The following is an 18,809-nucleotide window of genomic DNA, read 5'->3' as shown; positions in this document are numbered from 1 at the left end:
AAGCCGGCCCGGCATCGCCGGTTTACCGGGAATTATGACCGCCGTGGTCCAATGGCGACCGCTCGGCCCCCCGACAGAAACAAGAGGACGACGAGGCGGCATGTCCCTTTCCTTTGCCAGCAGCATCAGGGTGCAGGGGCGTGCGCGAGCCCTGGTGCCGCTATGCGTCGGAGCCGGCACCTATCTGTTCTTCCTTTATGTCGGCGACACGCTGCTTCAGGACTCCGACTCGTTCTGGCAGATCAAGATCGGACAATGGATTCTCGATCACGGCGCCATGCCGTACACGGACATCTATTCCTTCACGCGGACGGGCGCGCCGTGGATTTCAACGTCGTGGCTGTCGCAGGTGTTGTACGCTTTCTCTCATGCGCAATGGGGCTGGGCAGGTCCCGTCATCCTCACCGCAATGGGAGCCGCGCTCACGGCCGCGATCTTCGTCTATCTGCTCGACGCGCAGATCGAGGCACCGCGCGCAGTGCTGTTTGCGATGCTGGCCCTGCTGCTGTCGCTGCATCACGTCCTGGCGCGTCCGCACATCCTGGCGCTGCCTGTCATGGTGGCGTGGGTCGGCCTGTTGATTGCGGCCGCCGACCGCAGGAGCGTGCCGTCCTGGTACTGGCTGCCGCTGATGGCGCTGTGGGCGAACTTGCATGGCGGCTTCGTGCTCGGTCTGGCGCTGATCGGTCCGATCTCGCTCGAGGCCGTCGAGCACGCCGAGAAGGGGCGGCGGCTTCAGCTATTCCTGCGCTGGGTGCTGTTCGGCATCGGTGCACTGGTCGCGAGCTGCTGTACGCCGTACGGCTGGAGAACGCTGCTGGGCGCCACCAACATCTTGAGCCTGGGCGAATTGCTCTCGCTGATCTTCGAATGGATGCCGGCGAACTTTGCCACCTTCTCCTCGTTCGAAGGCGCCCTGCTCGGTCTGATCGCGTTCGGCTATTATCGCGGCCTCGTGCTCTCGGCGCCCAGGATCTTCCTGATCCTGTTCCTGACCTGGAGCGCGCTGACCCACGTCAGGAGCATCGAGGCGTTCGCGTTCCTGGTGCCGCTGGTGCTGGCGAAGCCGCTCGGCCAGCTGGCCTCGCGCCCGCAGCCGGACTTAACCGGCGCCGACGGCTGGCCGGCCCGCTATGTCACCGCGCTTGGCGCGCTGATGATCGTCGCCGCGGGCTGGACCTCGACATCGCTTTACATGCAGCATCACCACTTCACCTTCACCATAACGCAGACTCCGGTCGCGGCAGTCGACTTGCTCGAACAACGCAAGGTCCAGCGCGTCTTCAACGCCTATCAGTTCGGCGGCTATCTGATCTCGCGCGACTTCCCTGTTTACGTCGACGGCCGCGCCGAGCTCTACGGAGAGAAATTCGTCATGGACTTCTTCAAGGCGACCGAGGGCAAGAAGCCCGAGCTGCTTCCGCGCCTGCTCGACGAATACAAGATCGATGCAACGCTATTGGCCGCCGACGCGCCCGGACCGCAGATCCTGGACATGCTCAAGGGCTGGAAGCGGATCTATACGGACGATATCGCAGTGATCCACGTGCGGGACGATGCGGCTGCGACGCCGCCGAAGTGAGAAGATAGGTCCCGGGCGTGTACCGTGAATGGGACGTCCGCTTCAAAGCCTGAAGCAGACTTGAACAGGCGCTCGTGCCACTTCGCCGCTGACCCGAGGCGGACGATACGAAATGCCGATGCCGCGCACTCGCCTCGCCGTCACTTATTGGGAAAATTGAGCAGCGAGGAAACTCCGCATCTCCTGGACTGACTGGGCGGCCGCGGTGGGATCATATTTGAGCCAATGTCCGAGATATTCCCTGCCGTCGGCGAAGGCCGGGGAATTAGAGGCGTGATAGGCACCGGGATAGACGATCAATTTTACGGGTGCTCCCCTGTCGGCCCGCCGCTTCATCCAACGCTCGCAGTCCGTCGCGGGCGTCCAGTCATCGAGTTCGCCGATCATGATCAATGCAGGAACGATGAGTTCCTCGGAAGTGAGCCGCAAAGCGGGTAGTAGGCCACGGCGGCCTTGAACTTTCGATCCCGGGGGACGTCAAAGATTTCCGCCTGATGGTTCGAAGCCAACTGCAGCGCAACCATTGCACCCTGCGAATATCCAATAACCGCGATACGGTGAGAATCGACGAAGGGAAGATTGGAAAGATAGGATAGCGCGCCTAAAGCATCACCTTGGCGGGTAAGCAGCAGACCCGGCGTCACCTGGGTGCAGGCGTTCTTGATGCCACGGGTCGCAAAGCTATCCAGCATAAGCGACACATAGCCCCGCGCGTTGTACGTTCGGGCGTCTTCCGAAAGTCCATCGCATCCGTGGAGATACACAATCGCGGAAAAAGGGCCGTCGCCCTCAGGTTTCGACAGGTAACCCTCAATCGTTTCAGACGCTGCTTTCGGCGTTTCGCCACGTTCGCGCGCCAGGCGCTGCTGGAGTTGGCCGACGTGAACGGGAGCACTTTCGAACCTGACCAATTCTCCCGCCAAGGTGGCGGCGTTGGTGGAAAGGTATGCAACGAACACTGCTACACCGAGACATGCTTTGGCTCGTGTAACCATTTCCTTCCCTCCGTTTCCCGAACGGAGTCAACGTAGCAGGCTCATGTCCGCCCATCCACACCGTAAGTCTATGAACTGCACGGACATTTATGGCCGGCGCAAACGAACGAACGCCTGTCCTAATGTCGCCTTTCGGGGGGGACTGGAAATGGTCGACGCGCGGCCAAATCGATGCGAATGGCCCATAGTCGACGCACCAAGGCGAGTTGCCGCTCCCCGCTTCCGAGGGCGTAGCAGACATAGCAAGCGTTCGCGGGCTGATCGGGTTTTCAGTACCCGTCTCGGCGCTTTGAATTGGGCGTCCAGGAAGTCAAACCTTCCCCAATCGGGAGAGATGATCCGAGTTCCGGACTCGCATTGGATCGACCAAAAAGCCGATCCCTCATCAATCATCAATTGCCCGTTTGCAGTTCGCCGAAGCGCTCCCAACTCTTGCCATTGAAGCGCATGAACTGCATCTGGTCGACCGGGACATGGTCGGTGGTGCCGGTGTTGACCTTGATGCCGGGCAGCAGCATCGGCAATTCGAGATCGCGGATCGCAAACGCCTGCCTGAGGATGTTCTCGGTCGACAGATCATTGCCGCAGGCTTTCAGCACCGCCTCCAGCGCCATGGCGCTGTTGTAGGCGTTGACGTAATTGGTGTCGTGCTGGTCGGCCTCCGGCAAATATCTGGTCATGAATTCGCGCCAGCCCCTGACGCCGGCATCGTCCTTCCAGGCGGGATCGTCGGGGTCTTTCACGTAAGCGGTGGAGAGGATGCCGGTGCCGGCTTCCAGTCCCGCCGGCTCCATCACCGTCGAAACCAACACCGCAACGTTGGACAGGAACGTCATGGGACGCCAGCCGATCTCGAAGGATTTGCGGATCGCTTGCGCCGCGAATTTCGGGGTCGCCGCGATCACGAATACATCGGCGTCCGAGGCCTTGAGTTTCACGATTTGGGAATCGATTGTCGGGTCCTGGATCTCGTAGGTCGCGCCCGTGACGACGCTATCATATTTCTCGCCGAGCACGTCCTTCAGCCCGGCGAGATAGTCTCGGCCGTAATCGTCGTTCTGCGAGATCACGGCGAACTTCGCGTTCGGATTCTTCGCCAGTGCGTAACGCGCATAGAGCCGCGCTTCATAGCGGAACGGCGCCTGCACGCCCATCGTCGCCTGCGGATATTGCGCGACGTCGGCGAATTTCGAGGCGCCGGAGCCGATGAAGAGCTGCGGCACGTTCTTGGACTGGAGGTATTTCGCGATCGCCGTGTTGTGGGCGGTACCGATCGAGGAGAAGATCAGCCCGACTTCGTCGCTCTCCACCAGCCTGCGGGTCTGCTCGACCGATTTCGGCGGCGCATAGCTGTCGTCGAGCGAGATCAGATTGACCTTGCGGCCGTTGATGCCGCCCTTCTCGTTCAGCATCTTGAAATAGCCGACCTCGCCCTTGCCGAGCGCCCCGAAAGCCGACACCGGCCCGCTATAGGGCATGGTCTGGCCGATCTTGATCTCGGTCGCGGTGACGCCGCGCATTTCAGCGGCGGATGGAGCGGACAGGAACGAGAATGTCACGAACGATACGGCGCCAAGCGCGCCCAATGCCCTCGCAAAGCGCATCGGCTTGCCCCTCCCCTTTGCCTGCGCGGTCGAGCCGCACCTTCATTGAGGAGAGCATGCCACGACATCACCGCAGACTCCAATCGCCATGAGTGGCGGGGATCGGAGAGCGAGCAAAGGTTGGGTGCCATCAACGGCGGCGCCCCATAGATGGTCGGCACTGCGCAAGGGCGGCTTTGCGCACCTAGCTGTTCGTCGCGAGATGCTCAGCTGCCCACGTTCGAAAAGCACCGTCCAACAAAAAAACGCGACGTTTCCGCCGCGTTTTTCAATTCAATCTGCCGTTCGCGGTTACGCCTGGGGCTGCGGCTCCAGGCCGGGATCCGGATCGGGCCGCGGGCGCGACTTGCCGGCCGGCGGCACGGCCGAGGCGCGCGGCGTGGTCGGCTCGAGCACGGATTCGCGGTTCGGCTTCTTGCCCTTGAGCAGGTCGATGATCTCGTCGCCGGAGAGCGTCTCGAATTCGAGCAGGCCCTTGGCGAGGGCTTCGAGATCGGCGCGTTTCTCGGTGAGAATACGCGTCGCCTCGTTGTAGCCTTCTTCGACGAAACGCCGGATCTCGGTATCGATCTTCTGAACCGTCGCTTCCGATGCGTTCTGGGTGCGCGACACCGACATGCCCAGGAAAACCTCGTCCTGGTTCTCGCCATAGGACACGGTGCCGAGCGCCTCGGACAGGCCCCAGCGCGTCACCATCATGCGCGCCAGCCGCGTCGCCTGCTCGATGTCGGACGACGCACCCGAAGTCACCTTCTCGCGGCCGAAGATCAGCTCTTCGGCGACGCGGCCACCCATCATGATGGCGAGGCGCGAGGTCATCTGCTCCAGCGACATCGACAGCTTGTCGCGCTCCGGCAGCTGCATGACCATACCCAGCGCACGACCGCGCGGAATGATGGTCGCCTTGTGGATCGGGTCGGTCGCGACGACGTTGAGGCCGACGATGGCGTGGCCGCCCTCGTGATAGGCCGTCAGCAGCTTCTCTTCCTCGGTCATGACGAGCGACTTGCGCTCGGCGCCCATCATCACCTTGTCCTTGGCTTCCTCGAACTCGGCCTGGGTCACCATCCGCTTGTTGCGGCGGGCTGCGGTGAGCGCGGCTTCGTTGACGAGATTCATCAGGTCGGCGCCGGAGAAACCCGGGGTGCCGCGCGCGATGGTCTTGAGGTTGATATCCGGCGCCAGCGGCACCTTGCGGACGTGGACCTTGAGGATCTGCTCGCGGCCGACGACGTCCGGGTTGGGCACCACGACCTGACGGTCGAAGCGGCCGGGACGCAGCAGCGCGGGATCGAGCACGTCGGGACGGTTGGTCGCGGCAATCAGGATCACGCCCTCGTTGGCCTCGAAGCCGTCCATCTCGACCAGCAGCTGATTCAGCGTCTGCTCGCGCTCGTCATTGCCGCCGCCGAGGCCGGCGCCACGGTGACGACCGACGGCGTCGATTTCGTCGATAAAGATGATGCAGGGCGCGTTCTTCTTGGCCTGCTCGAACATGTCGCGGACGCGGGAAGCGCCAACGCCGACGAACATCTCGACGAAGTCCGAACCCGAAATGGTGAAGAACGGCACGTTGGCTTCGCCCGCGACCGCACGCGCGATCAGGGTCTTGCCGGTGCCGGGAGGGCCGACCAGCAGCACGCCGCGCGGAATGCGGCCGCCGAGACGCTGGAATTTGCCGGGGTCGCGGAGGAATTCGACGATCTCCTGCAGATCCTGCTTGGCTTCGTCGACGCCCGCGACGTCCTCGAAGGTGACGCGGCCATGCGCTTCAGTCAGCATTTTTGCGCGCGATTTGCCGAAGCCCATCGCCTTGCCGGCGCCGCCCTGCATCTGCCGCGACAGGAAGATCCACACGCCGATCAGCGCGATGAAGGGCAGCCAGGAGACCAGCAGCGAAACGAACCACGGCACGTTGTCGCCGGGCGGCTTCGCCGTGATCTGCACCTTGCTGTCATAGAGGCGCTTCACGAGCGTCGGATCGCTCGGCGCATAGGTCTGGAAGCTCGAACCGTTGGTGAAGGTGCCGTGAATGTCCGGCCCCTGGATCACGACGTCGCGCACATTGCCGCGGTCAACCTCGCTCAAGAGCTGGGAGAAGGCGATGTCCTGCGAGGAGGCGCGCTGACCCGGATTCTGGAAGAGCGTGAACAACGCCAACAGCAGCAGGACAATGATGACCCAGAGGGCGAAATTGCGCAGATTGGCGTTCATCGATCTTCCTTCGTGGTCGCGCGGATCGCGGCCTGAGCCTTGGGCAGTTATTTGGGCAGCGCGAGGAAATCCCCAAGGAATCCTCTCGGTTAGACCCGTACAATCTAGGTGTCGCTCCGGTCGATGCCAAGGGAACGAGATGGGACTATTTATCCCATCTTAGTCCGATTCCCGCTGAAATAATGGCGCCCGGGTCCGGGTTTTTCCTGCCTGGTTAAGGTGTCCTCACGGCGCGGTCTCGAAACGGCCGGTGCCATGATCCGCCCTTATCCACCCTTGATCCATCCTTGCGCCGGGCCGGCGCCGGCGCGATGCGGATCCGTCCCCCGGCAAGGCTGATCAAGGCTCCCGCAAGCGTTTGCTTCAGGGCCGGCCGGCCATTTGCGGGTGCGCGGGGGCTTGCGGCAATGGCCTGATCGAGCACGGCCAGAAGGGATTCGGCCTTGCCGAGTTCCGCCGGTCCCTCATGCCCGAACGCGTTGATGGCCCGCAGCAGGATCCGCAGCCGGACCTCCTCCGGGAGGGCGGCAAACACGGGGGCCTCGAAGCTTCGACCACCGGCCTGCGGCGCATCGCCGCGATCCCGCAAACGGAGGAAGCGCTCGGCCCCATCGGTCAGCACCTCGACGGCCGCGTTGGCGCGCGCCAGCCTTGCCGCGAGCCGAGCCAGGCTGCGGGCATCACCGCCCTCGGCCGCGAGCTGCGGCAGCAGCGCACGCAGCCGCGGCCGGGTGAAGGCAGCGTCGTGGTTGGTGGGATCGTCGGCAAAGCCGATCTTCGCCCGCTTCAAGGTCGCGATCAGTTGCGACTTCGGAACGTCGAGCAGTGGACGCGCAAGGACGACGCCGTCGCGCTCGGTGAGACGGGCCATCGCCGACAGCCCGGCTAATCCGCTGCCGCGGACAAGCCGCATCAACAAGGTCTCGGCCTGGTCGTCGCGGGTGTGGGCGGTCAGCACGTGGCTCGCGCCGGCGACGCGCGCGGCCTGCACAAGCAGGCGGTAGCGGGCTTCGCGCGCGGCGGCCGGCAGTCCCGTTTTCGGCTTTGCCCCGCGCCAGCGCACGGTCCGATGCGGCAAGCCAAGCCCGGTCGCGAGACGCTTGACCTCGCGCGCCTCGCGCGCCGCCTCCGGCCGCAAGCCGTGGTCGATGGTGACGACGGTGAGACGTGGCCCGCGCGCGAGGCCGCGATGCCAGCGCGCCGCAAGCCACATCAGCGCGACCGAGTCTGGCCCGCCGGAGACCGCGAGCAACAGTCCCCGCGCGCCTTTCAGGCCTGCGAAGAGGCGCCTGGCCTCACGCGCCGAGATCGGTGAATTGTCCTCTGACATGACGCTGCAATCGTCCGCGGATGGACCGACTGTTTAGCGCAGCGCCATCAATCTTGTCAGGATCAATCGCCGCGGGTCAGCACTTCACCCGCTTCTGCTCGCGGTCGACCGCGGCTTTGACGCCGGCGGAAGCGCGCGGATATTTGCGGCCGACTTCGCCGAAGGCGGCGCACGCCGCCTCCTTCTCCTTCAACGCGGCCAGCGACTGGCCGAGCCGCAGCAGGGCATCCGGCGCCTTGGCGGATTTGTCGTATTTGGTGGTGACGGCGAGGAAGGCTTCCGCGGAGTCGCGATATTGCTGGCGCTGGAAATAGCTCTCGCCGAGCCAGTATTGCGCGTCGCCGAGCAGCGGGTCGCTCGGATATTTCTGCGAGAAATTCTTCATGGTCTGCTCGGCCAGCGCATAGTCCTTGCGCTGCATGTAGCCGATGCCGAGGTCGAATTCGTCGCGCGGCGTGGCCGAGGGCGGCAGGGTCGTCAGCGCCGGGGCGCCTGCCGGCGCGGGAGAGCCGGATTGGGCCGGCGGATAACCGGGCTGCGCTGCCGGCGGCACCCCTTGCTGGTAGCGCGGACCGGTGTTGGCGAGATCGAGCGGTTCGCCGGCGCCACGGCCGCCGGGCGCGGCGCTCGGGGCACCTGCAGGCATCGGTTGCTGCCCGCCGCCGAGCGCGCGCGGCGCACCCGGCGCATTCGGGCTCTGGTTCGGGTCGAAGGCATCGCCGCGGCGGCGTATGCCGGGCGCGCCGGGCGCAGGCTGCTCCTGAACGATCGGCGCCGGAGAGGCGATCTGCGGCTGTTCGTAATTCGGCTGGGCCGCTTGCTGGTGCGGCGGCTGGCGATAGGCCGGCGCGGCTTGCGCGGGCGGCATGGCCGCGACATTGGGTTGGACCGGCGTCTGGCCGGGCGCAGCTTGCGCGCCGCCCTCGAGCGCTCGCAGCCGCTCTTCGAGCTGGCGGTTGCGATATTGCAGCTCTTCGTTCTGGCCCGTGAGCTGGCGCAATTGGTTCTCCAGCCGCTCGATCCGCATCTCGGGATCTGCATCGTCCGATTGTGCGAGGGCGGGCGAGCACAACGAGAGCAGCGCGGCGATCGCCACGGTGCCGGTGAAGACCTTGAATCTGGATGACATCTTGCCCTGACGACGAAAGCGAAATGGCCTGCGACCGAACATTCGACGCGCCACACATTGAAGGGGAGTACGCCAAAACTGTGACTGTAACAAACGGGTTTCTGTCACAGATCGCTGAAACGAAACCGGCGCCCGAGAGGGCGCCGGCATAATCGGTTTCTGAAGATGAACGGCGCCTGACCGGTCGTCAGGAGCTCGCGTTCAGCACGGTGACGGCGCGGCGGTTCTGCGACCAGCAGGAGATGTCGTTGCAAACGGCCACCGGCCGCTCCTTGCCGTACGAGATCGTGCGCATGCGGTTCGGATCGATGCCGCGCGAGGCGAGGAACGAACGCACCGACTGGGCGCGGCGGGCGCCGAGCGCGATGTTGTATTCGCGGGTGCCGCGTTCGTCGGCATGACCTTCGACCGTGAAGCTGTAGCGCGGATAGCTCTGGAGCCACTGCGCCTGCTTCTCCAGGGTCACGATCGCCTGCGGGGTCAGATCGGTCTGGTCGCTTTCGAAGAACACGCGGTCGCCGACATTGACGACGAAGTCTTGCTGGCTGCCCGGCGTCGCCGCGTTGGCCATCGCATCCGTGGCAGCGTTCTTGTTGGCGCAGGCCCCCATCGACAACGCGACGGCAAGCACCGCGGCCAGCTTCAATCCCTGGAGGATGCGCATAGGATGTTTCATTCCGGAGCCTCCACGCTCACGTTTCGTCCACTGCTGTCCGGTCTACAGGGGGTTGGTTAAGCGAACGTTCCGTCAACCTTGATGGAACCTTGCCACAGCCGGTCAAATGCCCCCAACCAGCGAAAAGCAACCGTCATGGTTAATGGGTTGTAAATGTGGCGCGATGGTGAAGGCAAGCCGCGCCGACGGCAAAAACCGCGGGCTTTGCTGGAATTTTAGGCTCGTCGCGTGGAGACCCCGGGGCCAGACCTTGGCGCCAGACCCTGGGCCTAGCGGGCAGAACCCGTTGCCGAGGCGGCGACATCCGGGGTCCGCTGCGTGGCCAGCGACACCGGGCGCGGGGCCGCGTGGCGCGGGCTGCTGCGTTGAAACAACATGCGCCGCTCAAAAGCGCTGGAGCGCATGATCGGAAAGCGCGTCAGGACCTTTTCCCGCTGGTTCCGGAAATCGGACGCCATCAGCACGGCCTTCTTGGTGGGCCAGCCCGGAAACCCGCGCGGCTCCGGTGAAATGGTCTCGTGCAGGAAGACGCGACGATAGAACGCCTGATGATCGGTCCGGATCATGGCCAGCCCGGTATCGGCGTTGAAATGATCGCAAGCCACAAAAGCCAGCCGCACCGTCAGATAGGGCAGTTCCGGAAAACGCTGGTGCTTTTCGGGATCGGCAACAAACCGGCATGGATCGATGAGAACTTCGCCGCGGTCGAGGCGGGGACGCAGAACGTCGCCAAACACTTCGGTCGTGTAGGACATCCGCCAGTCGGACGTCAGGACGTGAATGCGAACGGAGCTGCAGAGCTCTCCATCGACATAGACCCCGAAATTCCAGGTGTTGGGCGCATCGTCGAAGCGATCGGTCACACGCCGCGACTCCGACGGCTCGATCAGTCCGGCGTGCAGATAGGCCCGATACCGCATCAGATAGAGGTTGTCTCGGTCCTCGGGAGTTTCGATCAGGCGGTAATCGATGCGGTCAAACAGAGCGGCTCCCCGCGGAAGGAGCACCGTTTGCGGTTCAGCTCCAGACGTCATCCAGTACCCCTACACTCCAAAGCAACTTCTGCGAGTGTGACGAGATTAATGGTTCATTAACGGAATTGCAAAGGCTTAGAAACGTTAGGGTTAACCTTTGCGGCCCGCAAAAACACGGGGAAACGAGAGCTAACTGCGTTGAAGGAGCGAGGCAGAGAAAGATCAGGCGATCGATCGGGAGGACACCATGACGATCTGGTCCTCAGCCCCGCGACGGCCATGCGAGGCATTGAGCAATTGGCGAATCCGGACTGCCGGCACCGGCCGGCTGAACAGATAGCCCTGCCCTTCGGTCACGGTGCCGTCGGCGCTGATCAGCTCGAGCTGATCATTGGTCTCGATGCCCTCGACCACGACGGCCATGCCGAGATCGGCCGACAGCCGCGCCACGCCGCGCAGCAGCGTCAGCGGCCGGTCGGCATCGATGCCTTCGAGGAAGGAGCGGTCGATCTTCACCTTCTGCATCGGGAAATTGTGCAGGTAGCTGAGGCTCGAATAGCCGGTGCCGAAATCATCCAGCGAAATGCGCACGCCGATCGCATGCAATTGCGACAGGATGTCGTGCGTGAGCTGGGTGTTGCGCAACAGCGAGGATTCGGTGATCTCGATCTCCAGCCGATGCGCCGGGAGCCCCGAAACCTCGAGCGCGTAGCGAATTTCGCTCAAGACGTCGCGCTGGTGGAATTGCTGCGGCGAGAAGTTGACGGCGACGCTGACGCCCTCCGGCCATTTCATGCATTCCATGCAGGCGCGGCGCAGGATCCAGCGGCCGAGATCGACGATCAGCCCCATGTCCTCGGCGACCGGGATGATGTCGACCGGCGAGACCGTGCCGCGCACCGGATGATTCCAGCGCAGCAGCGCCTCGCACGTCGTGATCTTGCCGGACTTGAGATTGACCAGCGGCTGGTAGAACAGCTCGAATTCCTCGTTGGCCAGCGCCTTGCGCAGGTCGAGCTCGAGGATGCGGCGCGCTTCGACGGTCGCCGCCATCTCGTCGCGGAAGAAGCAGAAGGTGCCGCGGCCGTCGGCCTTGGCCCGGTACAGCGCCATGTCGGCGTTCTTGAGCAGCGTGTCCGCGCTGACGCCCTCCGGAGAGGTCAACGCGATGCCGACGCTGGCGCCGATCTCGACCAGATGATTGTCGATGCGGTAGCGCTCGCTCAGCCGTTCGACGATCCGGCGCGCCAGCGCAGCGGCGTCCTCGGGCGAGGAGATGTTCTCCTGGAACACGACGAATTCGTCACCGCCGAAGCGGGCCACGAAATCCTCGGGGCGCAGCATCTCGCGCAGACGGTTGGCGACCGCGCACAAGAGCTGGTCGCCGCAGGGATGACCGAGCGTGTCGTTGACCTGCTTGAACTGGTCGAGGTCGACGAACAGCAGCGCGGACAGGCGCTCGGCGCCGTGCGAGATCGCCAGCAGCCTTTCGATCTCGTCGCGGAAATGAACGCGGTTGGGCAGCGCGGTGAGGTCATCGTAGCGCGCCAGATGCGTAATCTTGGCTTCGGCGCTGCGACGGTCGGTAATGTCCTCGAGCAGCACCACGGCGCCACCGTCAGCCATCGGCTGGACAGTCCAGGACAACGACCGGTTTCGCTGCGTATCGGGATCGGCGGTGATGATCTCCTTGGCTTGCGAACTCTCGATGTCGGTGACGATCCGCTCGCCGCTTCCAGCCGAGATGGATCCGGCGCTGACGCACGCCGCGACGATGTCACGCGCGTTGACGCCGCGTTGCGCCAGACCTTCCGGCAGATTCATCATTGCGCCGAAGCGGTGGTTCATGACCGCCAGCTGTCCGTCGACGCGGAACATGCAGAGGCCGTGCGGCATGTTGTTCAGCGCCGTATCGAACTGGCCGGCAAGCGCGGCTTCACGCTCCCGTGCCACGACCGCTCCCATGAAGATGCGGTGCAGATTCACCGAGAGCTGCATGATCGCCATCAGGAACGCGGCGCTGACCAGCGCCATTGCGATGTAGTAGGGCGTTCCACGCAGCGCCAAGGCAAGCACGGCCGGGCCGAAAATCAGCACGGCCTGGAGGTGGAAGATCGCAGGCCGGCCATATGCCCTGCCCGCGCCGCCCGCCGCGATTCCGGTGGTGACCGACAAGGCGATCATGTGGGCCACGGCGTCGTCCGTGGCCAACAGGGCCGTGGCGCACCAGATGCCGATCGCAGCCGCCTGGATCTTTGCCCCGATCTGATAGCGCTTCTGCCAGCGTGCCGCCGCCTCGACGGTCATGACCGCATGACGTGCCTGATAGAGGCGCAGGTCGATCGCCCGCGCGGTCCCGGCCAGGACAAGAAGTGCGACGCACGCCCAGATCAGCGGCTCGCCCGTCCTCAGCGCGGTCAGGGCCGCGCCGATCGATACGAAAATGAGTCCTGCCAGCAGCGGACCAGGCGCTTCGAACAGCGAATCGATTTGCGCCGCCGAAGTTTTCGGCGGCCGCTGTTCCGGCTCTCCGCTCTGACTTGCAAACTGCATCTGGTGTTTACGCGCGTCCTGTCTGGAGCGCAGTTTTACCGATCCGGTATGAAGTCTTTCTGAGGGAACATCGTTAAAGTCGAGTTGTTTTGAGTGGACAATAGTCGAAATACATCAATAGAAACAAACCCATGGGAAAAGTTTGCCGAGTGCAACCTTAAAGAACAATTATCGCGGGGAAACATCGCGCCAAGTTTTCGAAAAAGGCGCGCGGTCAAATCATCGCGCACCGAGGACGGGCGGCTAGCCCGATGTCGAGGACAAGAGCGGTGACCATGCCGGGTCGGAGGCGAAGCCCGGCGTCGGCACCTTCAGCTCATTGCGGCCCGAGATGTCGACGGAGAACAGCGACGGCCCGCCGCTGCCGCCGGGATCGCGGAAGAACATCAGCACGCGGCCGTTCGGCGAGAAGGTCGGGCCTTCGTTGTGATAGCCGGAGGTGAGAAGCCGTTCGCCGGAGCCGTCCGGCTTCATCACGCCGATCGAGAACTGCCCGCCGCCTTGCCTGGTGAAGGCGATGTAATCGCCCCGCGGCGACCACACCGGCGTCGAATAGGTGGCGTTGTTGTCATCCTTGGAGAAGGAGATGCGCTGCGCCGCTCCGCCGCCTGCGGCCATGACATAGATCTGCGATCTGCCGCCGCGATCGGACTCGAAGCAGATGCGGGTGCCGTCCGGGGAGTAGGACGGAGAGGTGTCGATCGCGGGCGTGTCGGTGAGGCGCGTAGTCGAGCGCGAGCGCAGATCCATCACGAACAGGTTGGAATTGCCGCCCTGCTGCAGGCTCATGATGACGCGCTGGCCGTCCGGCGAGAACCTCGGGGCAAAGGTCATGCCCGGAAAGTTGCCGACGATCTCGCGTTGGCCGGTCTCGATGTTGAACAGGTAGACCTTCGGATCGCCCTGGCCAAACTCCATGTAGGTGATCTCTTGCGAGTTCGGCGAGAAGCGCGGCGTCAGCACGAGGTCGGAACCGCGGGTCAGATAGCGCACATTGGCGCCGTCCTGATCCATCATCGCGAGCCGCTTGACGCGACGCTCCTTCGGCCCGGTCTCGTCGACGAACACCACGCGGCTGTCGAAATAGCCCTTCTCGCCGGTGAGCTTCTCATAGATCTGGTCGGAGATGATGTGGGCGATGCGGCGCCAATATTCCGGCGAGGTGAAATATTGCTGGCCGGCGAGCTGTTGGCCGGTGACCACATCCCACAAGCGGAATTCGGCCTTGAGGCGGCCGTCCGGCTGCCGCGTCATGCGGCCGGTGACGAGGGCCTGCGCGTTGAGGGTCTTCCAGTTCTCGAATTGCGGCGCGACGTCAATGTTGCTGATGCGCTCGATGAAGGCGGCCTGGTCGACCGGCGCGAACAGGCCCGAGCGCTTCAGATTGTTGGTGATGACCTGGGTGACGCCGTTGCCGACGTCACCGTCGGCAGGCGAGCCCGGCACGAAATTGGTGATCGCAATGGGGATTGGCCGAAACTCGGTGGGGTCGATGCGGAGCCGTCCCTGCGCCTGCTGGGCGAAGGCCTGTCCGCCCCCCAGCATCGCGAGTGTCGATCCGGTCAGGGTCATGAAGCGGCGGCGGTTCATCGATCGAACGTCATTCATCGCAAAATTCTTTTGTTCGCATGTCACAACATGTCTTTCAGGCCGAAAGTCATCGGAATGAGTTTCCAGCTCTCGTATTGCTGCTTCGGCATGAACGAATAGACCTGACACTGCACGATGGCGCGCCTGGCACTCTCCGCCACCGCCTGTGCGATCGACCGCGACGGTCCCCTCACCGCGACGACGATCGGCTCGGACGCGAGCGATCCGTCGATCTTCATGGGAATGTCGATGTCGGCTTCGTATTGATCTGCATCCTGCCCGTTATAGGTCGGCGTGAAGCAGCGCTTCACCGCCCCCTGGAACGCCCCCCGCCAGGTCGCAATATTGTTGGCGGCCGTTCCACTCGTCGATCCCAGCGAAGCCGACGCATTCAGCGTCGAGCCGGCCAGTTCGTGCCTGGTCGCCGCGCGCTTGTCGAGATCGCGCTGGATCTGCGCGGGATCGAAGCTGCGCTCCTTGGGCTTCGGCAGCTGCTGCGGCTGCACCGCCGCGACCTTTTGCTCCGGCGGCTTGGGCGGCGGCTTCTTGGTTTCCAGCTTTTTCTGCAGTTCGGCGATCGGATCTTCCTTGGCCAGATCAGGCTTCTTTTCTGGTGGCTTCGGCTCTTCCTTCGGCTTCGCCTCGGCGACGGGCTTGGGCGGCTCTGGCTTTTTCTCGACCGGCTTCTCCACGGGCTTGGGCGGCGGCTCGGGCGTCGAGTTGGTCTTGATCAGCTCTTTCTTCTCGGTGACCTTGCCGACGGCGTCTTCCTCGGGCTTGGCTTCCGCAATCTTCTCGACCTTCGGCTTCGGCTCTTTCTTGTCGCCGGTCTTCTGCCCCGACATCATCTGCGCGAGTTGGTCGGTGGAGATGATGTCGATCGGCAGCGACTCTTCCGGCGCGACGAAAGCCCTGCTGCTAAAGGTGACGAGCCCCCATCCCAGCACGAGGACGTGGAGGGCAATCGACGCAACGAGTGTCTTGTCGACCTTCACCTTCACGGTTTACCCCTGATCCGCTTCCGTGACGAGCGCCAGCTTCTTAAAGCCTGCGCCGGACAACTGGCCCATGACCTTGGCCACCGTCCCGTAATCCGCCTTCTTGTCGGCGCGCAGATAGATGCGTTCCTCGAGGCCGCCGCGCGCGTCCGTGATCGCCTTCAGTTTGGGGATCAGTTCGTTGATCGCGATCTCGGCGTCGTTGATGAACACCTTGCCCTTGATGTCCACCGACATCTGGATCGGCTTCTGGTCGTTGTTTTCGAGGCTCTTGGCCTGGGTCTGCGGCAGGTCGAGCGGCACGCCGACCGTCAGCATCGGCGCCGACACCATGAAGATGATGAGCAGCACCAGCATCACGTCCACCATTGGCGTGACGTTGATTTCGGCCACGACCGGCTTGCGCCGGCCACGGCGTCCACCGCCTCCGGACGAACTCGCAACGTTCATGCCCATGGTCTGGTGCCCAAATTGCCCTTCACACTATACATGCCGTCCGTCAGCCCCGCTCGTCGATCTGGCGCGACAGGATGGCTGAAAATTCATCGGCGAAGCCTTCGAGCCGCTGGGCCTGCCGGTTCACCTCGGAGGTGAACTTATTGTAGAAAATAGTGGCAGGAATGGCGGCGATAAGGCCGACGGCGGTCGCAAACAGCGCCTCCGCGATGCCGGGGGCCACCACCGCCAGAGAGGTATTTTTCGACGCCGCGATCGACTGGAAGCTCGACATGATGCCCCAGACGGTGCCGAACAGGCCGACGAAGGGCCCTGCGGAGCCGACGGTGGCCAGCACCAGCAGCCGGCGCTCCAGCCGCTCGACCTCGCGGGCGATCGAGACATTCATGACCTTGTCGATGCGCATCTGAAGGCCTGCGACCGAGCGGGCCTGGCTCTCGAACGAACGCTTCCACTCGCGCATCGCCGCGACGAAGCAGGCGGCCATCGAATGCGTCGGCTTGGCCGAGAGCGTGCGGTACAGGTCTTCTATCGACTCGCCGGACCAGAAAGCCTGCTCGAAACGGTCCATCGAGCGGCGGGTGCGGGCAAACAGGAAGATCTTGTCGATGGCGATCGCCCAGACCCAGACCGAGCAGGCGAGAAGCCCCAGCATCACCGCTTTCACGATCCAGTGAGCCTGCCAGAACAGCGCGATCAGCGACACGTCGGCGGAAGCGGCAACCGGAAGGGCTGACTGAGCCACGTCGGCCGGATTCATAAGCAGTATCCTCTCAAGGCGATCGTTACCTAATGTCCCGACCTAATGTCCCGGCCAGCAAATGGCCGCCGGTTCCCCAATGGCCGCGCTAGAACCGGCGCGGCCGGCAAGCCCGCTCAAAGCCTTGTCTTTCTGGGGTGCAGGGCTCGTCCAAAGCCGGCCGCCTGCATTCCCTGCCAAGATGTCAAAACTATGGGCCCGACCCCAAGGCTCATACTTCGGGCTTTGGGCGCGATTGTCCGCAATTACCAGAGCCCGGCGATGGTTAATTCGGGGTTACCGGGACTGAATTTGGCTGCGGGAAAGCCAGGCGTTGCTGGCGGTTGGCAATCTGCCGGCCCCGGCAGTTGCCGACATCACGGCGGGGGAACCAGCCCTCGACCGAAAATTTGTCTGGAAAATCACTTCTCGCGAGGTTTTGCCATGAGCATCAACCCCAAGACGACCGCCGCCGTCGGCGATCATCCGCTCCACCCCATGATCATCCCGTTCCCCGTCGCCTTCCTGGTCGGCGCGCCCATCGCCGATCTCGCCTTCATCGGAACCGGTGACGGCTTCTGGGCCAGAGCCGCCATGTGGCTGATCGGCGCCGGCATCGTCATGGCGCTCGTTGCCGCCGTGGCCGGATTCACCGACTTCTTCAGCGACGCCCGCGTCCGCGGTCTCAACGACGCCTGGTATCACATGATCGGCAATCTCGTGGCAGTCGTGCTGGCCCTGATCAATTTCTACCTCCGCTACACGCTAAGCGCCGAGGCTGCGATCAAGCCGTGGGGCGTGGTGCTCTCGCTGATCGTGGTCGGCATCCTCCTGTTCACGGGATGGAAGGGCTGGGAAATGGTTTACCGGCATCATGTCGCGGTGCTGGACGCGCCGGGCCAGACCAGTTCGGAACCGGTCACCCCGCATCATGGCGGCGAGAGCCGCCGCCGCGCCGCCTGAACGAGGAGCACGTCGCCTGATGACGTGAGCGCGAGTCAGGCCGCCGAGGCGGGTTCGGGGCAATTGGTTAGCCGCGCCGGATTGCCAACGGCGGTGCAGCCCCGGGGCACGTCGCTCGTCAGGACGGTGTCGGCGCCGACCTTTGCAAAATCGCCGATCCTGACGTTGCCGAGAATTGTCGCGCCGGAGCCGATGAACACGCCGCGACCAATGCGAGGCGAGCGCGCCGGCAGTTCCGTGCCACGACTGATGCTGACGTTCTGAAGGATGGTGGCATCGTCGCCGATCACCACATCGGCACCGATCACGATGCCGGTGGCGTGGTCGAGATACACCGATGATCCCAAGCTCGCCGCCGGATGAATGCTGACCTGCAGGACGTTCGACGCCTCGTTCTGAAACAGCAGCGCCGCGTCGCGATGGTCGTGATGCCAGAGCCGGTTCGAGACGCGCCAGGCCTGCAAGGCGACGTAGCCCTTGAAATGCAGCAGCGGCGCCAACAGTCCGGTGATGGCGGGGTCGCCGAGAACGATGGCTTGCAAGTCGCGGCCGGCCGCCTCGATCAGATCCGGCTGGCCATTGAAGGCGTCGCGGGAAAATATCGTGAAGCGCTCGCGTTCGGCCGCGCCGTCGCCAAGCCGGCGTCCGATCAGGTCGGACAGTGCGGCGGAAAAATCGTCATGGGCGAGGATGAGACTGACAAGAGCCTTGCCGAATATGGGGTCGGCTGCCGCTGCGCGCTGCGCCTCGTCGCGGATCTTCTGCCAGAGGGTTTCGCTCGTCATCATCGCCGCTTCCGCCATCGTTGCTGCCTGCGGTATTTTGACGCTTCCTTTTGACTGTCGGATATAGACCGTAGGCAGCCCGCGCGCCACGCACCCCGTGAGGCTACGAGCTTGCACGCCAGGCAGCCTGGATCATATATATAGTCCGTCGAGTTCGCGGTCGAAGCTATGGCCTCACTTTGCCGCGTGCGGCCGCCTTGGGCCAGGGTTGTCCAGGCAAA

16 protein-coding genes are annotated in these 18,809 nt (G+C 63.8%); 2 read left to right on the top strand and 14 right to left on the bottom strand.

What is annotated here, in order from left to right; genetic code table 11:
• Positions 1–100: 100 nt before the first annotated feature.
• Entirely contained in the window at positions 101–1,582 is a 1,482-nt protein-coding gene (locus AC0L3S_RS21215; protein ID WP_473281073.1) for a hypothetical protein, read from the top strand.
• A gap of 144 nt (positions 1,583–1,726) precedes the next feature.
• Here AC0L3S_RS21215 and AC0L3S_RS21210 read toward each other — a convergent pair whose 3' ends face one another.
• From AC0L3S_RS21210 to tolQ, 13 genes are all read right to left on the bottom strand, one after another.
• Positions 1,727–1,969 (bottom strand): dienelactone hydrolase family protein, encoded by a 243-nt coding sequence (locus AC0L3S_RS21210; RefSeq protein ID WP_473281070.1) that lies wholly within the window; start codon positions 1,967–1,969, stop codon positions 1,727–1,729.
• 2 nt (positions 1,970–1,971) lie between these two features.
• A complete protein-coding gene (locus AC0L3S_RS21205) occupies positions 1,972–2,577 on the bottom strand; it encodes a dienelactone hydrolase family protein (RefSeq protein WP_473281068.1) in 606 nt (201 codons plus the stop codon).
• 392 nt (positions 2,578–2,969) lie between these two features.
• Positions 2,970–4,181: an ABC transporter substrate-binding protein gene (locus AC0L3S_RS21200; RefSeq protein WP_473281066.1), complete on the bottom strand. Its 1,212-nt coding sequence runs from the start codon at positions 4,179–4,181 to the stop codon at positions 2,970–2,972.
• A 291-nt stretch (positions 4,182–4,472) separates the two neighbouring features.
• The gene (gene ftsH, locus AC0L3S_RS21195) at positions 4,473–6,395 is read right to left on the bottom strand and encodes an ATP-dependent zinc metalloprotease FtsH (protein WP_007596301.1); all 1,923 of its coding nucleotides are present in this window, start codon (positions 6,393–6,395) and stop codon (positions 4,473–4,475) included.
• A 214-nt stretch (positions 6,396–6,609) separates the two neighbouring features.
• Positions 6,610–7,725: a tRNA lysidine(34) synthetase TilS gene (gene tilS, locus AC0L3S_RS21190; protein ID WP_473265419.1), complete on the bottom strand. Its 1,116-nt coding sequence runs from the start codon at positions 7,723–7,725 to the stop codon at positions 6,610–6,612.
• A gap of 76 nt (positions 7,726–7,801) precedes the next feature.
• On the bottom strand, positions 7,802–8,854 hold the full coding sequence (gene ybgF / locus AC0L3S_RS21185) for a tol-pal system protein YbgF (protein ID WP_473265421.1): 1,053 nt from the start codon (positions 8,852–8,854) through the stop codon (positions 7,802–7,804).
• A 187-nt stretch (positions 8,855–9,041) separates the two neighbouring features.
• Positions 9,042–9,530, bottom strand: coding sequence for a peptidoglycan-associated lipoprotein Pal (gene pal, locus AC0L3S_RS21180; protein ID WP_007596304.1), 489 nt, complete (start codon positions 9,528–9,530; stop codon positions 9,042–9,044).
• A 269-nt stretch (positions 9,531–9,799) separates the two neighbouring features.
• Positions 9,800–10,564, bottom strand: coding sequence for an N-acyl amino acid synthase FeeM domain-containing protein (locus AC0L3S_RS21175; RefSeq protein ID WP_473281064.1), 765 nt, complete (start codon positions 10,562–10,564; stop codon positions 9,800–9,802).
• Positions 10,565–10,726: 162 nt separating this feature from the next.
• Positions 10,727–13,057 (bottom strand): putative bifunctional diguanylate cyclase/phosphodiesterase, encoded by a 2,331-nt coding sequence (locus AC0L3S_RS21170; RefSeq protein WP_473281062.1) that lies wholly within the window; start codon positions 13,055–13,057, stop codon positions 10,727–10,729.
• A gap of 243 nt (positions 13,058–13,300) precedes the next feature.
• Positions 13,301–14,647 carry a Tol-Pal system beta propeller repeat protein TolB gene (tolB, locus tag AC0L3S_RS21165; RefSeq protein ID WP_473265557.1) on the bottom strand — a complete coding sequence of 449 codons (1,347 nt, stop codon included), beginning with the start codon at positions 14,645–14,647 and terminating at the stop codon, positions 13,301–13,303.
• Between the two features lie 41 nt (positions 14,648–14,688).
• Entirely contained in the window at positions 14,689–15,648 is a 960-nt protein-coding gene (locus tag AC0L3S_RS21160; protein ID WP_473265427.1) for a protein TolA, read from the bottom strand.
• A 3-nt stretch (positions 15,649–15,651) separates the two neighbouring features.
• Positions 15,652–16,101 (bottom strand): protein TolR, encoded by a 450-nt coding sequence (gene tolR, locus AC0L3S_RS21155; RefSeq protein ID WP_018453789.1) that lies wholly within the window; start codon positions 16,099–16,101, stop codon positions 15,652–15,654.
• A gap of 43 nt (positions 16,102–16,144) precedes the next feature.
• The gene (gene tolQ, locus AC0L3S_RS21150; protein ID WP_007596319.1) at positions 16,145–16,861 is read right to left on the bottom strand and encodes a protein TolQ; all 717 of its coding nucleotides are present in this window, start codon (positions 16,859–16,861) and stop codon (positions 16,145–16,147) included.
• A gap of 423 nt (positions 16,862–17,284) precedes the next feature.
• Here tolQ and AC0L3S_RS21145 point away from each other — a divergent pair, with 423 nt between their 5' ends.
• Positions 17,285–17,803 (top strand): DUF2231 domain-containing protein, encoded by a 519-nt coding sequence (locus AC0L3S_RS21145; RefSeq protein WP_473281059.1) that lies wholly within the window; start codon positions 17,285–17,287, stop codon positions 17,801–17,803.
• A gap of 35 nt (positions 17,804–17,838) precedes the next feature.
• Here AC0L3S_RS21145 and AC0L3S_RS21140 read toward each other — a convergent pair whose 3' ends face one another.
• Entirely contained in the window at positions 17,839–18,606 is a 768-nt protein-coding gene (locus AC0L3S_RS21140) for a serine acetyltransferase domain-containing protein (RefSeq protein ID WP_473281057.1), read from the bottom strand.
• Positions 18,607–18,809: the final 203 nt, after the last annotated feature.

The organism is Bradyrhizobium sp. Ken01 (assembly GCF_055807355.1).
Note: the sequence above shows the minus strand (reverse complement) of the source record. Positions and strands in the feature narration are given on the sequence as shown.

Excerpts from the sequence above, each read along its gene's own strand:
- AC0L3S_RS21215 (WP_473281073.1), top strand. The coding sequence starts at position 101 with ATGTCCCTTTCCTTTGCCAGCAGCATCAGGGTGCAGGGGCGTGCGCGA.
- AC0L3S_RS21210 (WP_473281070.1), bottom strand. The coding sequence starts at position 1,969 with ATGATCGGCGAACTCGATGACTGGACGCCCGCGACGGACTGCGAGCGT.
- AC0L3S_RS21205 (WP_473281068.1), bottom strand. The coding sequence starts at position 2,577 with ATGGTTACACGAGCCAAAGCATGTCTCGGTGTAGCAGTGTTCGTTGCA.
- AC0L3S_RS21200 (WP_473281066.1), bottom strand. The coding sequence starts at position 4,181 with ATGCGCTTTGCGAGGGCATTGGGCGCGCTTGGCGCCGTATCGTTCGTG.
- ftsH (WP_007596301.1), bottom strand. The coding sequence starts at position 6,395 with ATGAACGCCAATCTGCGCAATTTCGCCCTCTGGGTCATCATTGTCCTG.
- tilS (WP_473265419.1), bottom strand. The coding sequence starts at position 7,725 with ATGTCAGAGGACAATTCACCGATCTCGGCGCGTGAGGCCAGGCGCCTC.
- ybgF (WP_473265421.1), bottom strand. The coding sequence starts at position 8,854 with ATGTCATCCAGATTCAAGGTCTTCACCGGCACCGTGGCGATCGCCGCG.
- pal (WP_007596304.1), bottom strand. The coding sequence starts at position 9,530 with ATGAAACATCCTATGCGCATCCTCCAGGGATTGAAGCTGGCCGCGGTG.
- AC0L3S_RS21175 (WP_473281064.1), bottom strand. The coding sequence starts at position 10,564 with ATGACGTCTGGAGCTGAACCGCAAACGGTGCTCCTTCCGCGGGGAGCC.
- AC0L3S_RS21170 (WP_473281062.1), bottom strand. The coding sequence starts at position 13,057 with ATGCAGTTTGCAAGTCAGAGCGGAGAGCCGGAACAGCGGCCGCCGAAA.
- tolB (WP_473265557.1), bottom strand. The coding sequence starts at position 14,647 with ATGAACCGCCGCCGCTTCATGACCCTGACCGGATCGACACTCGCGATG.
- tolR (WP_018453789.1), bottom strand. The coding sequence starts at position 16,101 with ATGGGCATGAACGTTGCGAGTTCGTCCGGAGGCGGTGGACGCCGTGGC.
- tolQ (WP_007596319.1), bottom strand. The coding sequence starts at position 16,861 with ATGAATCCGGCCGACGTGGCTCAGTCAGCCCTTCCGGTTGCCGCTTCC.
- AC0L3S_RS21145 (WP_473281059.1), top strand. The coding sequence starts at position 17,285 with ATGAGCATCAACCCCAAGACGACCGCCGCCGTCGGCGATCATCCGCTC.
- AC0L3S_RS21140 (WP_473281057.1), bottom strand. The coding sequence starts at position 18,606 with ATGGCGGAAGCGGCGATGATGACGAGCGAAACCCTCTGGCAGAAGATC.